Below are 19612 nucleotides of genomic sequence, written 5' to 3'. Positions count from 1 at the left end.
CTCCCCTTATACGCTTAAATTTTTTCGTCCACAATCATACCAGCGAGCTTTTTCATCTCATAAAAAGCATTTAATAAGCTTTCTGGTGGAATTTCTTTAATCACTTCATCTGTTTGACTATCCACTAGACGAATATAATATTTATCTAAACCATCGTGTAATACAAACTTTGATGTTTTATTTTCAGCTTTTAAGAAATCATTAATTGCCTCCACCGCTTCTTCTAGTGTAACTTTCGTTTCTTCTTTCGGTTGCATTGATAACGACTCTTTTTGTACCTCTTCTACTTTTTTCGATTCAATTACTTTTGCTGATGTATTCACAAGCTGTGTACGTTGTGCCATCGCTGAGCTCTCTGAAATACGCATCGCCTTCAGCCTCCTTGATAATATACGTTGTTATTACTACTATCGGAATTAAACAAAAAAAATTCAGTTTTTCAATGGGAAAGATTGAAAAACTGAAAACTGAAGCGAAAATAGATAAACCCTTTGCTTGTATTTATTCTCTTTTATATTTTGTCTAACACGTAACTGTTAATTTCATTGCGGTTAATATAAAAAAGCTTAAAGGAAAAAATCCTTTAAGCCCTTTTAACATTAGAATTAACCTAATAATTGTAAAACACCTTGTGGCTGTTGGTTAGCTTGAGAAAGCATAGATTGTGCAGCTTGCATTAAGATGTTATTTTTTGTAAAGTCCATCATAGACTTCGCCATATCTGTATCGCGGATACGAGACTCAGCAGCTGTTAAATTTTCAGACGTTGTACCTAAGTTATTAATTGTATGCTCTAAACGATTTTGAGTAGCACCTAGTAAAGAACGCCCTTTTGATACAGATTCTAACTCAGTATTAATAGTAGTAATTAATGCTGTTGCAGTTGTTGCATCTGCAACATCTGAAGATGATAAAGATCCAACGTTACCTTCTACAGCAGTTAAATCAATACCTGGTGTTGTAAAATCAACTTCCATTAATTGACCGTCGTTAGCTCCAACTTGTAGATTAACTATACCTGAGTTACCAGCAGTACCATCTAGTAATGTCATTGTATTAAACTCAGTTGTATCTTTAATGCGAGTAATTTCTTTACCTAGCTCTGCTAACTCATCACCGATTGCTTCACGGTCAGCAGTTACGTTTGTATCATTTGCTGCTTGTACTGATAATTCACGCATACGTTGTAAAATTGAATGTACCTCGTTTAAAGCACCTTCAGTTGTTTGAATTAAAGAAATACCATCTTGTGCGTTTTTTTGTGCCATGTCTAAACCACGGATTTGTCCACGCATTTTTTCAGAGATAGAAAGACCTGCAGCGTCGTCGCCAGCACGGTTGATTTTGAAACCTGAAGATAATTTTTCTAAGTCTTTACCTGTTGCAGTGTTGTTAGCTGCTAAGTTACGGTGTGTGTTTAACGCCGCGATGTTATGTTGAATTCTCATGTGGAATTCCTCCTTGAATGTTTTTTATGTGACCCACGTCCGTGTGGGAAAGTTTGGCTGTCGGTTAGTACCTCTGCCTTACACTATATATATCGTTAGTCATTTGAAATGTTTAATAGTTTTTTTAATTATTTTTTAAAATGTTTTAATAAGTTGATATTCACGTTTAGTGCCTCTTCATTTTGTTTCTGAATTTGCTCATATACTTCGTGGCGGTGAATTTTAACACTTTTTGGGGCGATGATGCCAAGTTTAATTTGGTCGCCGTCAATTGCTAAAATTTTCACTTCGATATTGTCGTTAATCATGATGGATTCGTCTTTTTTGCGTGATAATACTAGCATTACTTTGCACTTCCTTCCAATGTGCCAATTGGATGGCGAAGTGGGTAGCGCTCGCTTTGCTGTAAAACGAGTTGTTTGCCGCGTTTTGTTTGTTTATTGAGCACAATTGGCGCAAGTAAATTCATTGTAGATGATTCAAATGTTTCTTTAAGCGTAATGATGCTATAAACAAGTGCGTCTTCTTCTACTTCTAATTGTAGCTCCTCTTTATCATTATCGGCTAAATCGAATGCGTAGTCTGTTTTAAAGGCAAATGGGTACGCTACAATAAAGCCGATTGCTGGATTGGTTACACATTGTAATGTCGCAAGCGTAATGTCCGATTCAATCGGTAACAACACAAATTGTTTCGCGTCGCTAAAGCCAGGGATGCCCGCTTCAAATGTAAAAATATCATCTTGTGTAATCGTTATTTCACCTAAAAATTTCGTTTGTATCTTCATGCTTTGTTCTCCTTTTTATACCTGTACTTCAACAGATGGGCGTTGCGTCATTGTGCCGGTTACAGCGCCATATGTTAAATCAATTTGTGGTGCAAATGTTTGGACATCAATTTTTGGCTGTTGTGCTTGAATATCAATATTAAATTCGCCAGGTGTATAGTTTATTTTCACGGCACCTGGTGACGGAATAAAGGTAATATTTGATTTTTGTGGTGGACCGACCTTTGTGTTTTGTGCAGCAATTGATTGAATTATTGCTGCACGTTGGCCTTTTCCTGCACCCGTTTGTAATTGTTCACCTTCTTGCACATTGCGTGCAATGGATGCAAGCGCAGCTTGCTTACCCTTACTCGCATAGTCAGAAATCATTTGGCTAATTGGTTTTAAGCCCGCTTCTGCAAACGCTTGTGATTGGTCAATATGTAGCGTCCCTTGTTTAGCCGTAATATCAATAATCGCAGCGGGCTGTTCGATATGCAACTCTGCTTGTCGCTGCGAAATATCAATTTGCGGAGCACGGATGCTGTAATCCATTTGAATATCACGTATCGTTAATTGAATTTGTGGAATCGCCATTTGCACACTCCCTTTTCGCTATTAGAAAAGCGTTTGAACAAAATGCTCAAACGCTTGTACTGTTCTATTTAGTTTATCGGATAAAATCAACTAAAGTTTGCTGCATAATTTTGGCACCAACTGATAATGCGGCAGAATGAATCGACTCTGCTACCGTCATATCTGAAATTGCCTTTGCATAATCTGTGTCTTCATTTAATGACATTTGTTTTGTCGTATTAATGCTTAAGCCTGATAAACGACTTTCCATCATATCGACACGATTTTGCTTCGCCCCAACTTCTGCGCGCGTTACTAATAATGCTGATTGAATTGATGATAAGTTACTTGGGTTTGCTGGGTCGCCTACACCATCACCTAACATCGCACTGATGGCTGATTGGTCATTGCTATTAATCGCTTCTAGACCTTTTGTTAATGTTTCGTCAATTGATTTAAATAGTTCATAGCCTGGTGTGTTGACATCTAACGTAATGCCATCAAACACTTCCATATTCACCTTACCATTTGGTGCAATAATCTCTGAGTTTAACACGCGGTTCCCCGTTTCATCTGCTGCAAATAATGGTTTTTGTGTATTTGTGCCAGAGAAAATATATTTCCCAGCTACTTGTGTATTCGCCATGTCGCGAATTTGCTCTTGGATTTGTCCAATTTCCACACCGATTTTTTGACGATCATCGGCAGTGTTTGAATCGTTTGCTGCTTGTACGAATAACTCACGTAAACGGTTGACGGCATCGCCCACTTCACCAAATGTTGCATCCGTTGTATCTACCCACGTTTGTACTTCGCCAATATTGCGTTCAAATTGTGTAATTTTATTTAAATCTGAGCGATAGCCCATGCCTTTAATAGCTGCCACTGGGTCATCGGATGCGCGAACAAATTTACGTCCTGATTGAATTTGTTCTTGTAAGTTACTCATGCTATTGTAACTTGTGTTTAAGTTACGCAGCATATTTGAGTTTAACATCGATTGTGTAACACGCATGTTGTACCCTTCTTTCCGTTAATCCATTGTTATATGTTTATGTAAGCTTTGTTATAAACCTACGCGTCCTAAGCCGTTAATAATTTTATCAAGCATTTCATCAATCGCCGTTAACATACGTGCATTGGCGTTGTACGCTTGTTGGAATGTAATCATATTCGTCATTTCTTCATCTAATGATACCGAACTCATTGACGCACGGTTATTTGAAATTGTTAATTTTAATGTTTCTGAGTTAAAGCGTACTGTGTCAGCTTCACGTGTATCAACCGCTAATTGCCCAATCATGCTTTGGTAAAAGCTTTCAAATGTTGCGCCGTCTAAATCACTTGTCATTATGACGTTTGTACCATCTGCGCCAACTTGAGCTTCACCTGTTAATGCTTTAAATTGTAGGTTTGATAACGTTAATGCCCAGTTACCATTTCCTTCTTCACCTTGCTTTGATGACGCCGCAAATAGCGATGTATCCGTCATCATTTCATCAATAACTTTAATATTGCTCGCTGAAATTGGCGTATTTTCAACAGATGACTCAAACATCGATAAGCCTGTTGTTGATGTATTATCTTTTAACGCATAACCTTGTTGGTGTACTTCGTTAAATGTTGTCGCAAATACATTCGCTAATGTATCTAATTTGGCTAACATATTTGGATAGTAGCCAACCGGTTCACCATTAATATTTGTATGACCAAATGAGTCAATCATCGAAATGATGCTCCCTTTAAATCCTGTAAAATCTTCATATACTAAAGAGCCTTCAACAATCATATCAATACCATCTTGTGCAGCACGATAATGTGTTTCATAGTCGGCTAACTCCGTATACGTAAACTCTGAAAATAAGTTATTTAAATTATCGCCGTTTACTGTCTCGCCCGTATTCCCGATTAAATTAAGCTGCGTATAATTACGTCCATCAATTAAATCTACACGTTCACCTGTAGCTGTTGTGTAATATACCGTATATGAGCCTTCTGCAACATCAAGTGCATTGCCACCTGAAGGGACACGGTCAAACGCTACGGGTACAAATTCATTTAATCGGTCAATTAACACATCACGTGCATCATATAAATCATTCGGTACATAACCATTTGGCTCTGATGCTTGTACTTGACGGTTAATCTCTGCAATTTGCTTTAATAATGAGTTAATTTCTGCTGTTGAAACATTTAGCTCATTTCCGATATTGGATTGCACCATTTTTAATTGTTTATCAATATATTGGAATGAATCTGCAATATGTTGCGCTTTTTGTACGGCCACTTTACGCGCCGCTGCATCTTCTGGGTTTGTGCTGACATCTTGAATCGATGACCAAAATTCGGAAAATGCTTGTCCTAAGCCATACTCTGATGGCTCTGATAAAATATCTTCCATTTGTGTTAAGTTTTGCACTTGGTTTGTCCAATATCCAAGCTTATTTTCCTCTTGGCGGAATTGACGGTCAACAAATTGGTCACGGTAACGTTGTACAGATGTTGCTTCAACGCCTGTGCCGATATAACCAGCCGTCTTTGGACTATTTAAACCAACACCTGGATATGGTAATGTCGTCTGCATATTGACGCGTTGACGAGAATATCCTTCCGTATTGGCATTTGAAATATTGTGCCCTGTTGTGTACAGTGCTGATTGTTGTGTAAAGAGGCCTCGCTTACTTGCTTCTAGCCCCATAAAAGTTGAGCGCATATATGCTCCTCCTAAGCTTGAGATTCAAAATAGCTTTTTTTCATTGGTTGCGCTACTCGTCCATTTGCTGTGTTGCCATAGTTCATTTGCTCAGGACGTGGCTGTAATAAATCGAGTGTAATATTCACAAACTGTAGTGATTGGAAAATCATTTTTTGATTTAAATCATTACGTTGCTTTAACTCGGCAATAATCGTTGTTAAACGCTCACGCACAGCGCGTAATTGCGCTTGTTCTTCACCTTTTGCAACTTCAATTAATTGGCTTACAGTCGGTGCCTCAGTAGGCGCACATCCTTGTGCACGTAGGTAATCCGTTACCTCTACTAGACGCTGTTGTTCCAATCGTTCAATCGCTGCAACATGCGCTTGCTCGTTCTTCAATGTTTCATCGAGTTTTGCCATATTATTTTCTTTAATAATATCGGTTTTTTTCATCGATAAGTCGAGTAAACTACGGTGCAAGCGCTCTAATTTACTTAATGTTGTTAAAATATGTGATACGCTCATAAATCGGTCCTTTCCCGCTACATTACAGGCGGTAGTATTTCAACATATCCGTTGCGACTTTTTTCGCATCGACTTCATACGTACCGTTTTCAACGCGCTCTTTTAAGCTCGCTAACTTCTCAGCACGCGCCGTTTCATACGTCGGTGTCGTTTGAATTTGCTGTGCTGTTTGTGCCGCTTTTGAAATTTCTAATGTATCTTTAAATGCTTTCACTGATGCTGGTGATTTTGTTTGTTGTGCTTGTTGACGGTATGCATGTACCCCGTTCAAATTAATATGGTTAATTTTCATAATGACCCCTCCTACTACGTACTGCTACCCATTATGTCGGTGTGTTTAACAAAATATTAAGCCAACAATTCACAAAATCGCCTTAAAAGGAAAATACTCCTTTTCAAATAGATACCTTAAGGACTAGTTACTATTTAAATTATTGAAATAATGTATATCTTTGAAACTAAAAGTAGGTGAACTTAGCATAGCTCACCTACTCCGTTATTATTTATTCGGTCGCTGTGCTAAGTAAGTACCATTTTCTGATTTTTTTACACTTGTGCGGAATTCTTCAGCCGCTTCTAAATGTTTAATTTCTTTTTTCAGTGTATCACTACAATTTTCACATAGCTTTGCACCGTACGTTAAATGTCCACATTGGTCACATGGATAACCTAGATTTGGAAACATGGCTTGCTGTAAACGATTTTTACGTACCCATTTATAAAGAAGCGATGCACTAACCCCTGTTGCTTCACAAATTCGCTCAACCGTTGCCGCACGATTTTCACGTTTGCGTAAAAAACGATAAACCATTTGATATTGCTCTTCTTCTACTGCTGCACATTTCTGGCAAATATCTCGAATTCCCGTATAGTTAAATAATGTATTACATGCGCTACAATTACGCACCTCTGCCATAGCTATTCCTCCTTCAAAATCCCTTTATGCTTGAATTAACGTGATATAGTCAACATGTGAAGCACCATGCTCATATAAAAGCTGTTGAATACTAAATATCGTTGCGCCTGTCGTAAAAATATCATCAAAAATCACGATGCGCTTATTTACAATTGGCACATGAGGCAATAAATCAAAACGCTTTGTGTCTGCCTGGCGTTGCTGTAACGTTTTTTGTGATTGTCGGTCGTCCACGCATTTCATTAGCATATTTGTATACATTATATCGGCTTGCTCTAGCAATTCGTGAACATGTGAAAACGTTCTTTCTTGCAGGCGATTTTTATGTAACGGTACAGGTACAATTATCTCTTGTCGGTGACGAAGCGCATGATGAATGTCTTGCCGAAACACTTGCGCTAATGCTACATCTTTTAAAAATTTATAGCGATGTAAGTAATCTTTCATCGTCGCATTATACGCAAACAATGCTTTTCCCCCGTCAATTCGCTCAAACTGCTCATTACACCGCTCGCAAATAACCGCTTCATACCGTGTCGTAAATAATTGTGACCATGTCGGCTGTGGTAAAAATACACGTTCACATAAATAACACCTCATACACGCACCTCATTTAAACGCTTGATTTCACGAATCGCTTCGTCCATCGCCAACGTTATCGCGTCATAAAAAAGGACGATATCACCTGTTGGGTACGCTTGATGTCGCCCAACACGTCCACTGATTTGAATAAGTGCACCTGCATCAAATATGGCATCGTCGGCACATATGACCGCTACTTGAACATTCGTAATCGTAATGCCGCGCTCTAAAATTGTCGTTGTCACAAGTCCTTTTAATTGCTGTGCCCGTAAAGCTAACACCTTTTCTTTGCGCGCCTCATCTTCTGCATAAACACCGTCAATTTGTTCATCTAGTTGTTGTAATAAAGGCACAAGCTGTTTGACGAGTTCCACAGTCGGTACAAATAGTAAAAAAGGTTGTTGCTGTGCCAATCTTTCTTCAATCCACCCTTTTAATTTTGAAGGTATTTTCCCTGACCGAATCTGTTTTGCAGCACGCCGTAACGCTCGCATTGTTGGTACTGGTAAAGCATACCCATGATAACGCCTCGGCAAAAATGAGTAGCCCCACTGCTCTTTTTTCATTTGTTTTAGCAACGGCTTTGTCGGTGTGGCGGTGACAAATAAAATAGGTGCATCTGGCGTTTTCGCTTTATGCACTGCTTGCTGCAGCATGTCGTCATACGTATACGGGAAAGCATCGGCTTCATCGACAATCATTACATCAAATGCGTCTTCAAAACGCAGTAGCTGATGCGTTGTCGCAATAATAAGCTGTGCAAATATTGGCTCGACCGTAGCACCACCATACAATGCTTGTATCGACGTTTGCGAAAAAGCTTGTTGAAAACGTGGAAACAGCTCTAATACGACATCCGTGCGCGGTGTTGCTACACATACACGTAGACCCTTTTTTAAGGCTGCGACAATGGGCTGAAACAAAATTTCTGTTTTCCCAGCACCACAGACCGCGTGCAATAAATGTCCACGCTTTTGCTCTAAACTATCTATAATTTGTTCAGCGGCATGTTGTTGTGCCGCTGTTAACTGACCATGAAAGTTATAGTGATGCGCTATTGCGCGTGTGTAAGGCGGTCCATTCCATGTAACGAGCTGTGTGCAACTACTCACTCGACCGAGGCGGATACATTTACGGCAATATGTACATACATCTTCACACACCGCACAATGAAACGTGTAAAAAAACGAGAGGTTTGTATTGCGGCATCGTTGACATTGTCCATCGATAATCCCGGCTTTGTACACAAGAAACTTTTTTGCTACCGCTTCTTGAAACCACGCTTCGTGCTCATACACACATGTATCAACAATACGGCCTTCTAAAAAATGCATACGAAAACTCCTTTTTAAGCTATCGTATATAATTTTTACTTCACCGAAACAAAATGCGTAAAATTAAAAATTTTGCACACAAAAAAAACGGCTGCGCAAAGCAACCGTTTTGAGCTATCTACTTATGCTTTACACCAGCCGAATGCAATTGACCCTTCACCTAAGTGCGTACCAATGACTGGACCGAAGTAACTTAATTTAAAGTTTACGTGTGGATATTGTTGCTGTAAACCTTCCATAATACCTTGCGCCTCTTGCTCACAATTTGCATGAATAATGGCTACATTCATCGTGTTGTATTTTTCAACTTCAATCGCAAGTAGCTCTTCAACACGCTTTAATGCTTTTTTACGTGTACGTACTTTTTCGTACGGTGCGATTTTTTTATCCATGAAATGCAAAATTGGTTTTACTTGTAGTAAACCACCAATTAACGCTGAAGCTACTGATAAACGACCGCCACGTTGTAAATGCCCTAAATCATCTACAATAATATACGCATGTGATGATTCACGTAATTCTTCAAGCGCCACTAAAATTTCTTCTGGTGATTTGCCTTGCTGCGCTAGCTCAGCTGCGCGTAACACAAAGAAACCTTGTAGTGCCGCTGCAGCTTCCGTATCAAAACCATGCACATCGATTCCTTCGACCATTTGACCAGCTTGTAATGCGCCTTCATACGTACCACTAATACCACTTGATAAGTGAATCGTAATCACCGCATCATAGTCTTTTGCTAATGTTTCAAATAACTCCACAAACTTGCCAATTGGTGGTTGTGTTGTTTTTGGGAACTCTTTTGCTCCACGCACTTTGTCATAAAACTCTGTATAAGATAAATCGATTCCTTCATCGTATAACTGACCTTCAATATTCACTGTTAGTGGCACACTATGTATCCCGTACTGCTGTAATTCTTCTTGCGTTAAATAGGCTGTACTATCTGTTACGATTGCCGTTCGCATTCAGTTCACCTCACATATTAATAGCTTCCATTGTACATGATTTAACGATAGAATTCTATGTTCAGCATAGAAAAGCTAGCTAAAATAAAAAGATGCTCATTATTGAGCATCTCCAACTTGTTGTGCTTCATTTCCAATAAAGTACACGCTCGTCACTTTCCAACCGTCTTCTTCATTCGCAAACACCGTTACTTGACGACCACTGCTTGATAACTCTGTACCTGAAGCATTATCTTCCATATCGATGATTAAATTCGCAAACACTTGCGCCGTATGTCCGTCATATTCAATGACCGTAATATCTTGCGCTTCGCGAACTACTTTATACGAAGCAAATACCTCGGCAGCCGCTTGACGGTCTTCTTCATAATCGAAGCCCTCTGGATTTTTTGAAATCGTCGCCATATAACGCTCTAAATCAGCGGCGTTAAAGGCATTAATATATTCGTTAAAAGCATCAATCAATGCTGTTTTCTCTTTCGTTGGCACTTCGTCTGCTTCAGTAACTGTATCTCCAGCGAGTTCATAGCTAATCGTCTTTTCGTTTAAAATTTCATCTGGCTGTTGTGTAGCTGCTTGTTCTTCTGCACCACACGCTCCTAAAAATAACGTACAAACGACTAAAAAGACCCATCGTTTCATCACTAAGCTCCCCCTTCTGCGCCCATATTGTAGCATATCATTTCCAAATATGCGCTATCCATTAACTAGACGAGCTACTTACATGAAAGTTGCATCATTTTGATGTTTTCAGTAAAAGTGGGGCGCAAAGTGAATAGATGGCTCCGACAAATAAAAAAACCCCTTTGACAGTATGAACCGTCAAAGGGGTTTCGTGTACTTAGTGCTACTACACATAGCGGACCAGCCATGTTAGTTTATATTGCATAACGCATTCTTCTTATAAAACAGCACAGCGCTATATTTCGCTCTATGTCAAAATAAAAAGTTTGATTAACGAACTTCTACCCAGCCATTTTTAATCGCTGTTACAACCGCTTGTGTACGGTCATTTACGTTCATTTTTTGTAAAATACTTGATACATGGTTTTTCACCGTTTTTTCAGAAATGTATAATGTTTCACCGATTGTACGGTTTGATTGACCATCTGTTAATAACTGAAGCACTTCACACTCACGCTTCGTTAATAAGTGGAATGGACGGCGAATTTCTGTTTGGTGGAATGAACCTTTATTTTCATGCTCAGATAAACGGCGGAATTCCGCTACTAAGTTTTTCGTTACTTTTGGATGTAAGTAAGAACCACCTAATGCCACAACTTTAATCGCCTCTACAATTTCATCTGCATCCATTTCTTTTAACATATAGCCTAAAGCACCTGATTTTAGTGCGTGTGTTACATATGTTTCATCATCATGAATTGAAAGCATAATTACTTTTGCATCAGGATATTCTACTAATAAATCAGCTGTTGCTTCTACGCCATTTTTCCCTGGCATATTAATGTCCATTAAGACAACATCTGGTGTATTTTCTTCATATAAACGGATAACTTCAGTCCCGTCATCACCTTCAGCCACTACGTCAAATGTATCTTCAAAATCTAAAATACGCTTTACGCCTTCGCGGAATAGTTGGTGATCATCAATAATAATAATTTTCGTCATAATATAGTTACCCCCTGGATTCTTCTCAATAAATCGATTATCTTAATTAAGACATCTGCGTCTTAAATCGCTAACGGAATTTTAAATAGCATTATTGTCCCTTTATTCGGTTCGCTTTCTACTTGCATGCTCCCCTTTAATAAATCTACCCGCTCTCGCATGCCAATTAACCCAAATGATTTCTCTTTTACAATATTTCGGTCAAAGCCTACGCCATTATCCTTAACGACTATATTCACAGCTGACTTAAGCCACTCTATTTTAACCCAAACTTCATGCGTCTTGCCATGTTTAACCGAATTTGTAACACATTCTTGAACTAAACGAAATATTGAAACCTCATAGTTACTTGGGATGCGTCTTTCGGCCCCATTTGAAACAAAATTGATACGTATGCCGGGATTATATTCTTCGACAGTGGACAAATATTTACGTAATGTTGGTACAATTCCTAGGTCATCGAGTGCCATTGGTCGTAAATCATAAATAATGCGACGAACTTCATGGAGCGCATTACGCACATTTACTTTTAAGCTCGCAATTTCCTCTAGCGCGCGATCAATTCCTTTTTCACGGTATGTACGTTCAATTAAATCTGTGCGCATTAATACATTTGCCAACATTTGTGCCGGTCCATCATGAATTTCTCTCGACAAACGTTTACGCTCTTCTTCTTGTGCCTCAATAATTTGAATGCTAAACTCATGCTTCATTTTTGCATTTTCGAGTGCAGGCGCCACATTTTTCAAATCTGCCGTCAAATAGTTAATCACAACATTTACTTGATTAACGATATGCTCTGCGCGTTCAATTGTTTCCTCCAACGCTCGTAAACGTCGTTCTAAATCATCTCGACGCTCGCGTAACTGCTTTTCAGTTGCTTGGTTAATTGACAATTGCACTTGCAAATCATTCGCGCTTTCATAAGCTTCACGAATCTGCTCTTCTGAAAATTGATCAAACGCCTTACTTACAGTGACGAGTCTTTGGCGCGCAAGTTGCGTTCTTCTCTCTAAAACGTCACTTTCTGTTATAATTTGAGAGAGTTGTGCACGAATATACTCTAATTCTTTGCGCATTTCATCAAAGCTACGTCTACTTTGCTCGCTAATAATAAAAATATCATCTTTTGAACTTGTAATCGTTTCGAGCATGCGATTAAAAATTTGGTCAATTGCTGTAATATCTATAGGATTATTTAAAAACATTTGCACAACCTCAGTTCCTCCTCGTACAATTTTACGAGTTACTACATGGACATATCCTAGTACTTTTATTATAACATTTATTAAAAAAAATATAATCTTATTTCCCATATAAATTCGGGTATTTAAAAAAGGAGAACAACTATGCGACAAGATTACTTAACAGTGAAAGATTACGGAGAAAGTGAAATCATTATCTCCAAATCTCGATTTCTTACCTATGTAAATCGTGCTGAAACTGAGGAAGAAGCATTACAATTTATTGAGCATATCAAAAAAATACATCCACAAGCTACGCACAATTGCTCATGTTACTTGATTGGTGAGCATGATAATATCCAAAAAGCAAACGATGATGGAGAGCCGAGTGGTACAGCTGGTGTCCCTATGCTTGAAGTCTTAAAGAAACAAGGGCTAAAAGACACCGTAGTAGTTGTTACCCGTTATTTCGGTGGTATTAAACTTGGTGGCGGCGGATTAATTCGCGCTTATGGAAAAGCAACGACAGAAGGGATCACGGCAGCTCAAGTTGTCGAACGTAAATTACATCACTTAATGAAAGTAACGGTTGACTATACATGGCTTGGGAAAGTAGAAAATGAAGTACGTTCTTCTAACTACACACTAGAACGCATTGACTATTTAGAAGGCGTGGACATTTTTGTCTTTGTACCTAAAAATGATGTCGATACGTTCATTAACTGGATGACCGAGCTAACAAATGGACAAGCAAAAATTGAAACAGAACTGCAACAATTCATTGAATTTGTACGTCAATAAAATGGTTTAACATTTACGTTAATATTGTTGCACGTTATAATGTGTAACAGAGCAAATTTTGTTGAATTTCTATCATTCAACTAAAAGGAGAGCTAGTAACCTATGAGTAAAAATACAAAAAAGAACTCTACAGTGGGTCTGCTGTTGAAAGTATGTGCTTTATTGGTCGCTTCGTTACTGCTATCTGCGACTGCGTACGGCGTATACTTATCGAAGCAAGCAGAGACCGCCGCTGACGTCGCGTTTGAAGCACTGGACGAACGAGAGGTTTCAGGACTGCGCGAGGAAAAAGTAGAGCCTCTTACTGATAATATTTCCATTTTATTTATCGGTGTGGATGATAGTCTTCAACGTAGCCAAGGTGATGGAAATTCACGTTCGGATGCATTGATTTTAGCGACGCTAAATAACAAAGACAAATCAATCAAATTGTTAAGTATTCCACGTGACTCGTATGTGTATATTCCGTACGTCGAATATCGCGACAAAATTACACATGCACATGCTTATGGCAACACAATTGCAACGGTTGAAACGGTTGAAAATTTATTTGAAATTCCTGTCGATTATTATGTAAAAATGAATTTTAACGCATTTATTGATGTCGTCAACGCACTTGGCGGTATTGTTGCCGATGTACCATACGACATTTTAGAAAAAGACGAGTTTGACAATAATGCGATTCAATTAACAGAAGGTCGACACTTACTTACAGGTGAAGAAGCTCTTGCATTAGTACGTACACGTAAAGTAGATAGCGATATTGAACGCGGTAAACGCCAACAAGAAGTATTAAAAGCTATTATTCAAAAAGGAACGTCTGTTACATCTATTACGAAATATACCGATGTTATTGAAGCACTTGGCGATAATATGCGCACAAATATGACATTTGAAGAAATGAAGTCATTATTTAGCTATTTATCAGATGGCTCACCCAATATCGAAAATATTAATTTAGTAGGCTATGATGATATGTCAACAGGTGTTTACTATTACAAATTAGATGATGCATCTGTCGAAGAAACAAAAGCGCTGTTACAGGAACAACTAGACATTACCCCACTAACAGATGAGCTGCTTGAAAATCACGATTTTTCAACATCTGATGAAGACATTCAAAATGGAAGCTTTTCAGAGCAGTTCCAAAATTTTAACGAATAACAAAAAGCGTTCGGATATCATTGTCCGAACGCTTTTTGTATTATTTTCTCATAATCATGTGATGAAAAGGAATACGAAATATTTTGCCCTTGAAGTAACGGTGCGCCTTTAATTTTCGCACCACATACAGATGTGTTATATACCTGTATAGTAGGGTGCTGTGCAATTTGTTGTTCAAAAAATGTACGGAAATATTCCCAACTACTCGATGTCGGTGTTTGCCCACCATTATTATCTACATAGATACTCGCTTGAAGTGGGGATTCATACTTGCATTCACATCTTGGTCGTGATGGACTTGGAGTGTAGACACGTCCATTATCGGTCGAAAATAGTGACCTTTAACTACACAAAAGCCCTTAGCAATGTTCGCTAAGGGCTCGTTCACCTATTTAAAGGTTTTCATTAAATTAAGTAATGGGCTGTAGTTTTTCCCTGCAAGACCGATTGCCTCTACAAGTAGTTCAATTGCAATTAAAATAACGGCAATTAAAATTAATGCGCCCCATAATTTCGCCATTGAGAAAATAATAGCCGCTAAACCGAACATCGCCGCAATACCGTAAATGATTAATACCGTTTGACGATGTGTGAAGCCTTTATTTAATAAACAATGGTGTAAGTGTGATTTATCTGGATCTGACCATTTCTTCCCTGTACGTAAACGACGGACAATCGCAAAGAATGTATCTGAGATTGGCACACCTAACATAATGATTGGGATAATGAATGAAATAATCGTTACATTTTTAAAGCCTAGTAATGCAATAACTGAAATCATAAATCCTAAAAATAATGCACCTGTATCCCCCATGAAAATTTTCGCTGGGTGGAAGTTAAATACTAAGAAGCCTAATGATGCAGCCGCTAAAATCGATGCCATTGCGATAACGAAACCGTTCCCCATAATCATCGCCATCACAGCTAATGTGATACATGCGATTGTAGAAACACCTGCTGCTAAACCATCTAAACCATCAATTAAATTAATGGCATTTGTAATGCCGACAATCCAAAGAATTGTTAAAGGAATCCCTAAAATACCGAAGTCAATCGTCCCACCAAACGGTAAGTTAATCACTTCAATTTGAATACCACCTACAAATACAACAATAAGTGCTGCGATAAATTGCCCAAGCATTTTTGCCTTTGCTGAAATTTCACGCATATCATCAACAACGCCTGTAATGACGATAATTGTTGCAGCGATTAAAATCGCTGTACCATATTCTGTTTGAAACCCTGTTGTTACTTTTAAAAATATATATCCAATTAAAAAGGCAAAATAAATTGCTAAACCACCTAGGCGCGGCATAATACGCGCATGTACTTTACGATGATTTGGAGCATCTACAGCACCGATTTTTATTGCTAACTTTTTCACAAGCGGAGTCAATAAAATAGCCGCAACGAAAGCTACGACAAGAGACACGTAAATCACGTCAAACCTCCTCAACTTTTTGTTCACATTTATTCAACGGTAAGTATACCATGAACGTTTTTGAAAATACACTAATTATAGATAATGACGCAAATTTCTCTACTTGGTTGCATATTCCATTAAAACTTTTACACTATGTATCCCCTATATTGCTTACAATTAAACGAATCAGATTATATGTTTGGTAGTAAAACACATAACAATTTGATAAAATTAGACGATGCTTAGCGCATTTCTAAGCTGACAGAAGGAGCGAATCGAAACGATGTTCTCACTATTTAAACGAAATAAAGAGCAAACAAGCAAGCGTGAGTTAAAACGCTACTATAAATTGGTCGAGCAAATCAACCAATTAGAAACGACCTACGCGCCAATGACCGATAGCGAGCTGCGTGAGATGACGATGACATTTAAAAATCGTCTTGAACAAGGTGAAGATATTAAAGCGATTATTCCAGACGCGTTTGCCGTTGTACGTGAAGCATCGAAGCGCGTGTTAAACATGCGTCACTTTGATGTGCAATTAATCGGTGGCTTAGTATTAACAGAAGGTAATATTGCTGAAATGCCAACCGGCGAAGGGAAAACATTAGTTGCCTCTTTACCATCGTATGTACGTGCATTAGAAGGTAAAGGTGTTCATGTCATTACCGTAAATGACTATTTAGCAAAACGTGACTATGACCAAATCGGCCAAATTCACCGCTTCTTAGGTTTAACAGTCGGTTTGAACATTCCAATGATGGAGCCAATGCAAAAACGCGATGCTTACGCTGCGGACATTACATATGGCGTCGGTACTGAATTTGGTTTCGACTATTTACGTGACAATATGGTGCATAGCATTGCGGACCGCGTACAGCGCCCGTACCACTTTGCCATTATTGATGAAGTCGATTCTGTCTTAATTGACGAAGCAAAAACACCATTAATCGTTGCCGGAAAAATGATGGCAAATGAAGAGCTACATCGGATTGCAGCGATGGTTGCGAAGCGCTTTAAAGTCGAAGAAGATTACGAATTTGATGAAGAGACGAAAGCGACATCGTTAACAGACCAAGGGATTGAAAAAGTAGAGGCTGCGTTTGGCATTGACAATCTTTATGACTTAGAGCACCAAACACTTTACCATTATATGATTCAAGCAGTACGTGCACACGTAATGTTTGACCGTGACGTCGATTATATCGTGAAAGACGATAAAATTCAGCTTGTTGATATGTTCACGGGACGTATTATGGAAGGTCGCTCATTATCAGATGGCTTACACCAAGCAATCGAAGCAAAAGAAGGTGTCACAATTACCGAGGAAAACAAGGCACAGGCGCAAGTAACGATTCAAAACTACTTCCGTATGTACCCTCTTCTTTCTGGTATGACAGGTACAGCTAAAACACAGGAAAAAGAAATTAACGAAGTGTATGGCATGTCGGTTATTCAAATTCCAACGAACCGACCACGTCAACGTATCGACCAACAAGATATTATTTTCGAGTATAAAGAAGAAAAATATCAATATGTCGCAAACCTTGTAAAAGAGCGCCATATGACAGGTCAACCCGTACTGGTTGGTACAACGTCTATTTTACAATCCGAAGCTGTTGCTAGCGCATTAAAAGATGCTGGGCTTACGTTCCAACTATTAAATGCCAAAACGGTTGAACAAGAAGTTGAACTCATTTCAGAAGCAGGTCAACGTAAGCGTATTACAGTCGCAACGAATATGGCAGGTCGCGGTACAGATATCGTACCAGGCGAAGGTGTGCGTGAACTTGGTGGTTTATTCGTTGTCGGCACAGAAAAGCATGAAAGTCGCCGTGTCGATAACCAATTACGTGGACGCTCTGGCCGTCAAGGTGATCCAGGTGGTAGTGTATTTGTGTTGTCACTTGAAGATGACATGTTCCGTCGTTTTGCAAAAGACGATGTTGAAAAGTTTAAAAAGAAAATGACAAAAAATGCGCAAGGCATGATTACGCACAAAGATGTGCATGAACTTGTGAGCCGTACACAACGTATCGTGGAAGGTGCACAACAAGGTATGCGCGAATATAACTTAAAATTAGATGATGTTATCAATGACCAACGTGGTGTTATTTACGGTCTACGTAATAAAATTATCGGCGGCGATGCAACGATGGAGCAACTGCTACAAATGCTCGATGAAACAATCGATTTCGCCATCCGTGAACATGCGCCAGATGAAGCAATGCCACATGAATGGCAATTTGATGTTATGGATGAGACAATTAACTCATTAACATTATCACCAGTTGCTGTTGACCGCGATGCTCAAAATGTGAAAACATTATTTGAAAATGTACAACCCGCTGTTGACGAGTTAAAAACGTTTTTACAGGCATTTAATGAAAATGAACAAGTACGTGAATTAATTCCACAAGTTATGTTAATGCGTTTAGACAGCATGTGGGTAAAACATTTAGAAGCGATGTCTCATTTAAAAGAAGGTATCGGCTTACGTCACTACCAACAAGAAGACCCGATGCGAATTTATCAGCGTGAAGGTTTAGAATTATTCGGTAAAAACTATCAAGAATTACGTCGCTCAGTTGTGAAGGAAGTTATTAACTTCGTTAAACTACTGAGAGAACGTCAGGAGGAATTACAATAATGGGTTTATTTTCATTCTTTAAAAAGTCAGACAAGGTCGGTAAAGATAGTGCTATCGATTCAAAAGAGTTACTAGGTGCATCAAAAAAAGAGACAGCTGCACAAGCGCAAGCTATCCATACAAAACTGTCATTCCACCCAGACTGGAATGTGCCACAAGAGCAAAAGTATGTCTTTAACTTTTTAGCCAATGAGCTAGAGCCATTAAAACCAAATCAATTATCACTGGCGGCGATTAATATTGAAGAAGATGCAGCGACTGGCGACTGGAACGTAAAAGCATTTTTCCGTTCTTCATTAAGCCAACCTGTTTCATTAAAAGAAATCGCGCTATTTTTAACAGATGTTGATGGCAAAGTAATTGCTAAGCAAAGCTTTGATTTTGCACAGCTTGGTGTCATTCCTGCTGAAAGTGCCCGTCCGTGGGTATTCACATTTAAAAAGGATTCATTATTAACAGATGCAGTACCAGCTGAAGGTTGGAAAATTGCCTTCAATATTGTGTCATTACGTGGGCATCAATTAGATTTAGATACACAATGGGAAAAACAATTAAACGACGCACAAAAAGAAGAACTACGTCGTGTCGTATCGTCATTACCAAAATTACGTGATAAAGAAGTCAACTTCACAGGCATTCAACAACACGTTATGGACAACGGCAACCTGCAAATTACGTTATTAATTCGTAACGGAAACGACCGCGATATTAATTTAGAGCAATTGCCATTAGAAATCGTTGATGCTCATGCACGTGTCGTTGCAAGTGGTACATTTAAGTTAGACCCTGTATTAGTTGTACGTGCTAACACATCAAAACCATGGACATTTATGTTCCCAAGCACATTAACACATGAGTTACATACAGCAGATTTCACACGCTGGACGGCTCGTGTACCACAACAATAAAACAAAAAAAAGCTACCGGACAATTCGCCCGGTAGCTTTTTGTA

The 19612-nt window shown here is 38.8% G+C and carries 21 protein-coding genes; 4 read left to right on the top strand and 17 right to left on the bottom strand.

Features of this window, described 5'->3' with window-relative positions; translation table 11 throughout:
• Positions 1–14: 14 nt before the first annotated feature.
• The 16 genes from A6M13_RS03520 to A6M13_RS03445 all read right to left on the bottom strand — a co-directional run bounded on the left by A6M13_RS03520 (position 15) and on the right by A6M13_RS03445 (position 12646).
• Positions 15–368 (bottom strand): flagellar protein FlaG, encoded by a 354-nt coding sequence (locus tag A6M13_RS03520; RefSeq protein WP_066542915.1) that lies wholly within the window; start codon positions 366–368, stop codon positions 15–17.
• A 237-nt stretch (positions 369–605) separates the two neighbouring features.
• The gene (locus tag A6M13_RS03515; RefSeq protein ID WP_066542914.1) at positions 606–1448 is read right to left on the bottom strand and encodes a flagellin N-terminal helical domain-containing protein; all 843 of its coding nucleotides are present in this window, start codon (positions 1446–1448) and stop codon (positions 606–608) included.
• A gap of 128 nt (positions 1449–1576) precedes the next feature.
• Complete coding sequence (gene csrA / locus A6M13_RS03510) at positions 1577–1792, bottom strand: carbon storage regulator CsrA (RefSeq protein WP_066542913.1); 216 nt, start codon at positions 1790–1792, stop codon at positions 1577–1579.
• On the bottom strand, positions 1792–2235 hold the full coding sequence (gene fliW / locus A6M13_RS03505; protein WP_066542907.1) for a flagellar assembly protein FliW: 444 nt from the start codon (positions 2233–2235) through the stop codon (positions 1792–1794). Before fliW ends, csrA begins: the two co-directional genes overlap by 1 nt.
• 15 nt (positions 2236–2250) lie before the next feature.
• Positions 2251–2811 carry a DUF6470 family protein gene (locus A6M13_RS03500; protein WP_066542906.1) on the bottom strand — a complete coding sequence of 187 codons (561 nt, stop codon included), beginning with the start codon at positions 2809–2811 and terminating at the stop codon, positions 2251–2253.
• 73 nt (positions 2812–2884) lie between these two features.
• Positions 2885–3805 carry a flagellar hook-associated protein FlgL gene (flgL, locus tag A6M13_RS03495; RefSeq protein ID WP_066542905.1) on the bottom strand — a complete coding sequence of 307 codons (921 nt, stop codon included), beginning with the start codon at positions 3803–3805 and terminating at the stop codon, positions 2885–2887.
• A gap of 51 nt (positions 3806–3856) precedes the next feature.
• A complete protein-coding gene (gene flgK / locus A6M13_RS03490; protein ID WP_066542904.1) occupies positions 3857–5503 on the bottom strand; it encodes a flagellar hook-associated protein FlgK in 1647 nt (548 codons plus the stop codon).
• A gap of 11 nt (positions 5504–5514) precedes the next feature.
• Positions 5515–6012, bottom strand: a complete 498-nt coding sequence (locus tag A6M13_RS03485) for a flagellar protein FlgN (protein ID WP_066542903.1) — start codon at positions 6010–6012, stop codon at positions 5515–5517.
• A gap of 22 nt (positions 6013–6034) precedes the next feature.
• Positions 6035–6304, bottom strand: a complete 270-nt coding sequence (gene flgM, locus A6M13_RS03480; protein WP_066542902.1) for a flagellar biosynthesis anti-sigma factor FlgM — start codon at positions 6302–6304, stop codon at positions 6035–6037.
• A 207-nt stretch (positions 6305–6511) separates the two neighbouring features.
• Positions 6512–6928, bottom strand: coding sequence for a TIGR03826 family flagellar region protein (locus tag A6M13_RS03475; protein WP_066542901.1), 417 nt, complete (start codon positions 6926–6928; stop codon positions 6512–6514).
• Between the two features lie 24 nt (positions 6929–6952).
• Positions 6953–7528 (bottom strand): ComF family protein, encoded by a 576-nt coding sequence (locus tag A6M13_RS03470; RefSeq protein ID WP_066542896.1) that lies wholly within the window; start codon positions 7526–7528, stop codon positions 6953–6955.
• The gene (locus A6M13_RS03465) at positions 7525–8844 is read right to left on the bottom strand and encodes an ATP-dependent helicase ComFA (RefSeq protein WP_066542894.1); all 1320 of its coding nucleotides are present in this window, start codon (positions 8842–8844) and stop codon (positions 7525–7527) included. The genes A6M13_RS03470 and A6M13_RS03465 overlap by 4 nt, the downstream gene beginning before the upstream one ends.
• 122 nt (positions 8845–8966) lie before the next feature.
• Complete coding sequence (locus tag A6M13_RS03460; protein WP_066542892.1) at positions 8967–9809, bottom strand: DegV family protein; 843 nt, start codon at positions 9807–9809, stop codon at positions 8967–8969.
• A 99-nt stretch (positions 9810–9908) separates the two neighbouring features.
• Complete coding sequence (locus tag A6M13_RS03455) at positions 9909–10451, bottom strand: DUF4440 domain-containing protein (protein WP_066542891.1); 543 nt, start codon at positions 10449–10451, stop codon at positions 9909–9911.
• A gap of 312 nt (positions 10452–10763) precedes the next feature.
• Positions 10764–11438 (bottom strand): response regulator, encoded by a 675-nt coding sequence (locus tag A6M13_RS03450; RefSeq protein ID WP_066542890.1) that lies wholly within the window; start codon positions 11436–11438, stop codon positions 10764–10766.
• 62 nt (positions 11439–11500) lie between these two features.
• Positions 11501–12646 (bottom strand): sensor histidine kinase, encoded by a 1146-nt coding sequence (locus A6M13_RS03445; RefSeq protein ID WP_066543662.1) that lies wholly within the window; start codon positions 12644–12646, stop codon positions 11501–11503.
• 141 nt (positions 12647–12787) lie between these two features.
• On the opposite strand from A6M13_RS03445, the gene A6M13_RS03440 reads away from it, so the two are divergent.
• Complete coding sequence (locus tag A6M13_RS03440; RefSeq protein ID WP_066542889.1) at positions 12788–13423, top strand: YigZ family protein; 636 nt, start codon at positions 12788–12790, stop codon at positions 13421–13423.
• Positions 13424–13525: 102 nt separating this feature from the next.
• Positions 13526–14587, top strand: coding sequence for an LCP family protein (locus tag A6M13_RS03435; RefSeq protein WP_066542888.1), 1062 nt, complete (start codon positions 13526–13528; stop codon positions 14585–14587).
• Between the two features lie 388 nt (positions 14588–14975).
• Here the strand turns inward: A6M13_RS03435 and A6M13_RS03430 are convergent, their stop codons facing one another.
• Positions 14976–16028 (bottom strand): glycosyltransferase family 4 protein, encoded by a 1053-nt coding sequence (locus A6M13_RS03430; protein WP_066542887.1) that lies wholly within the window; start codon positions 16026–16028, stop codon positions 14976–14978.
• A gap of 265 nt (positions 16029–16293) precedes the next feature.
• On the opposite strand from A6M13_RS03430, the gene secA2 reads away from it, so the two are divergent.
• Positions 16294–18660 (top strand): accessory Sec system translocase SecA2, encoded by a 2367-nt coding sequence (secA2, locus tag A6M13_RS03425; protein WP_066542886.1) that lies wholly within the window; start codon positions 16294–16296, stop codon positions 18658–18660.
• Positions 18660–19568 carry an accessory Sec system S-layer assembly protein gene (locus A6M13_RS03420; RefSeq protein WP_066542885.1) on the top strand — a complete coding sequence of 303 codons (909 nt, stop codon included), beginning with the start codon at positions 18660–18662 and terminating at the stop codon, positions 19566–19568. The genes secA2 and A6M13_RS03420 overlap by 1 nt, the downstream gene beginning before the upstream one ends.
• Positions 19569–19612 lie beyond the last annotated feature (44 nt).

This window comes from Caryophanon tenue (assembly GCF_001700315.1).
Classification (GTDB): Bacteria; Bacillota; Bacilli; order Bacillales_A; family Planococcaceae; genus Caryophanon; species Caryophanon tenue.
The sequence above is the reverse complement of the archived record's forward strand: the minus strand, read 5'-3'. Positions and strand labels throughout refer to the sequence as shown.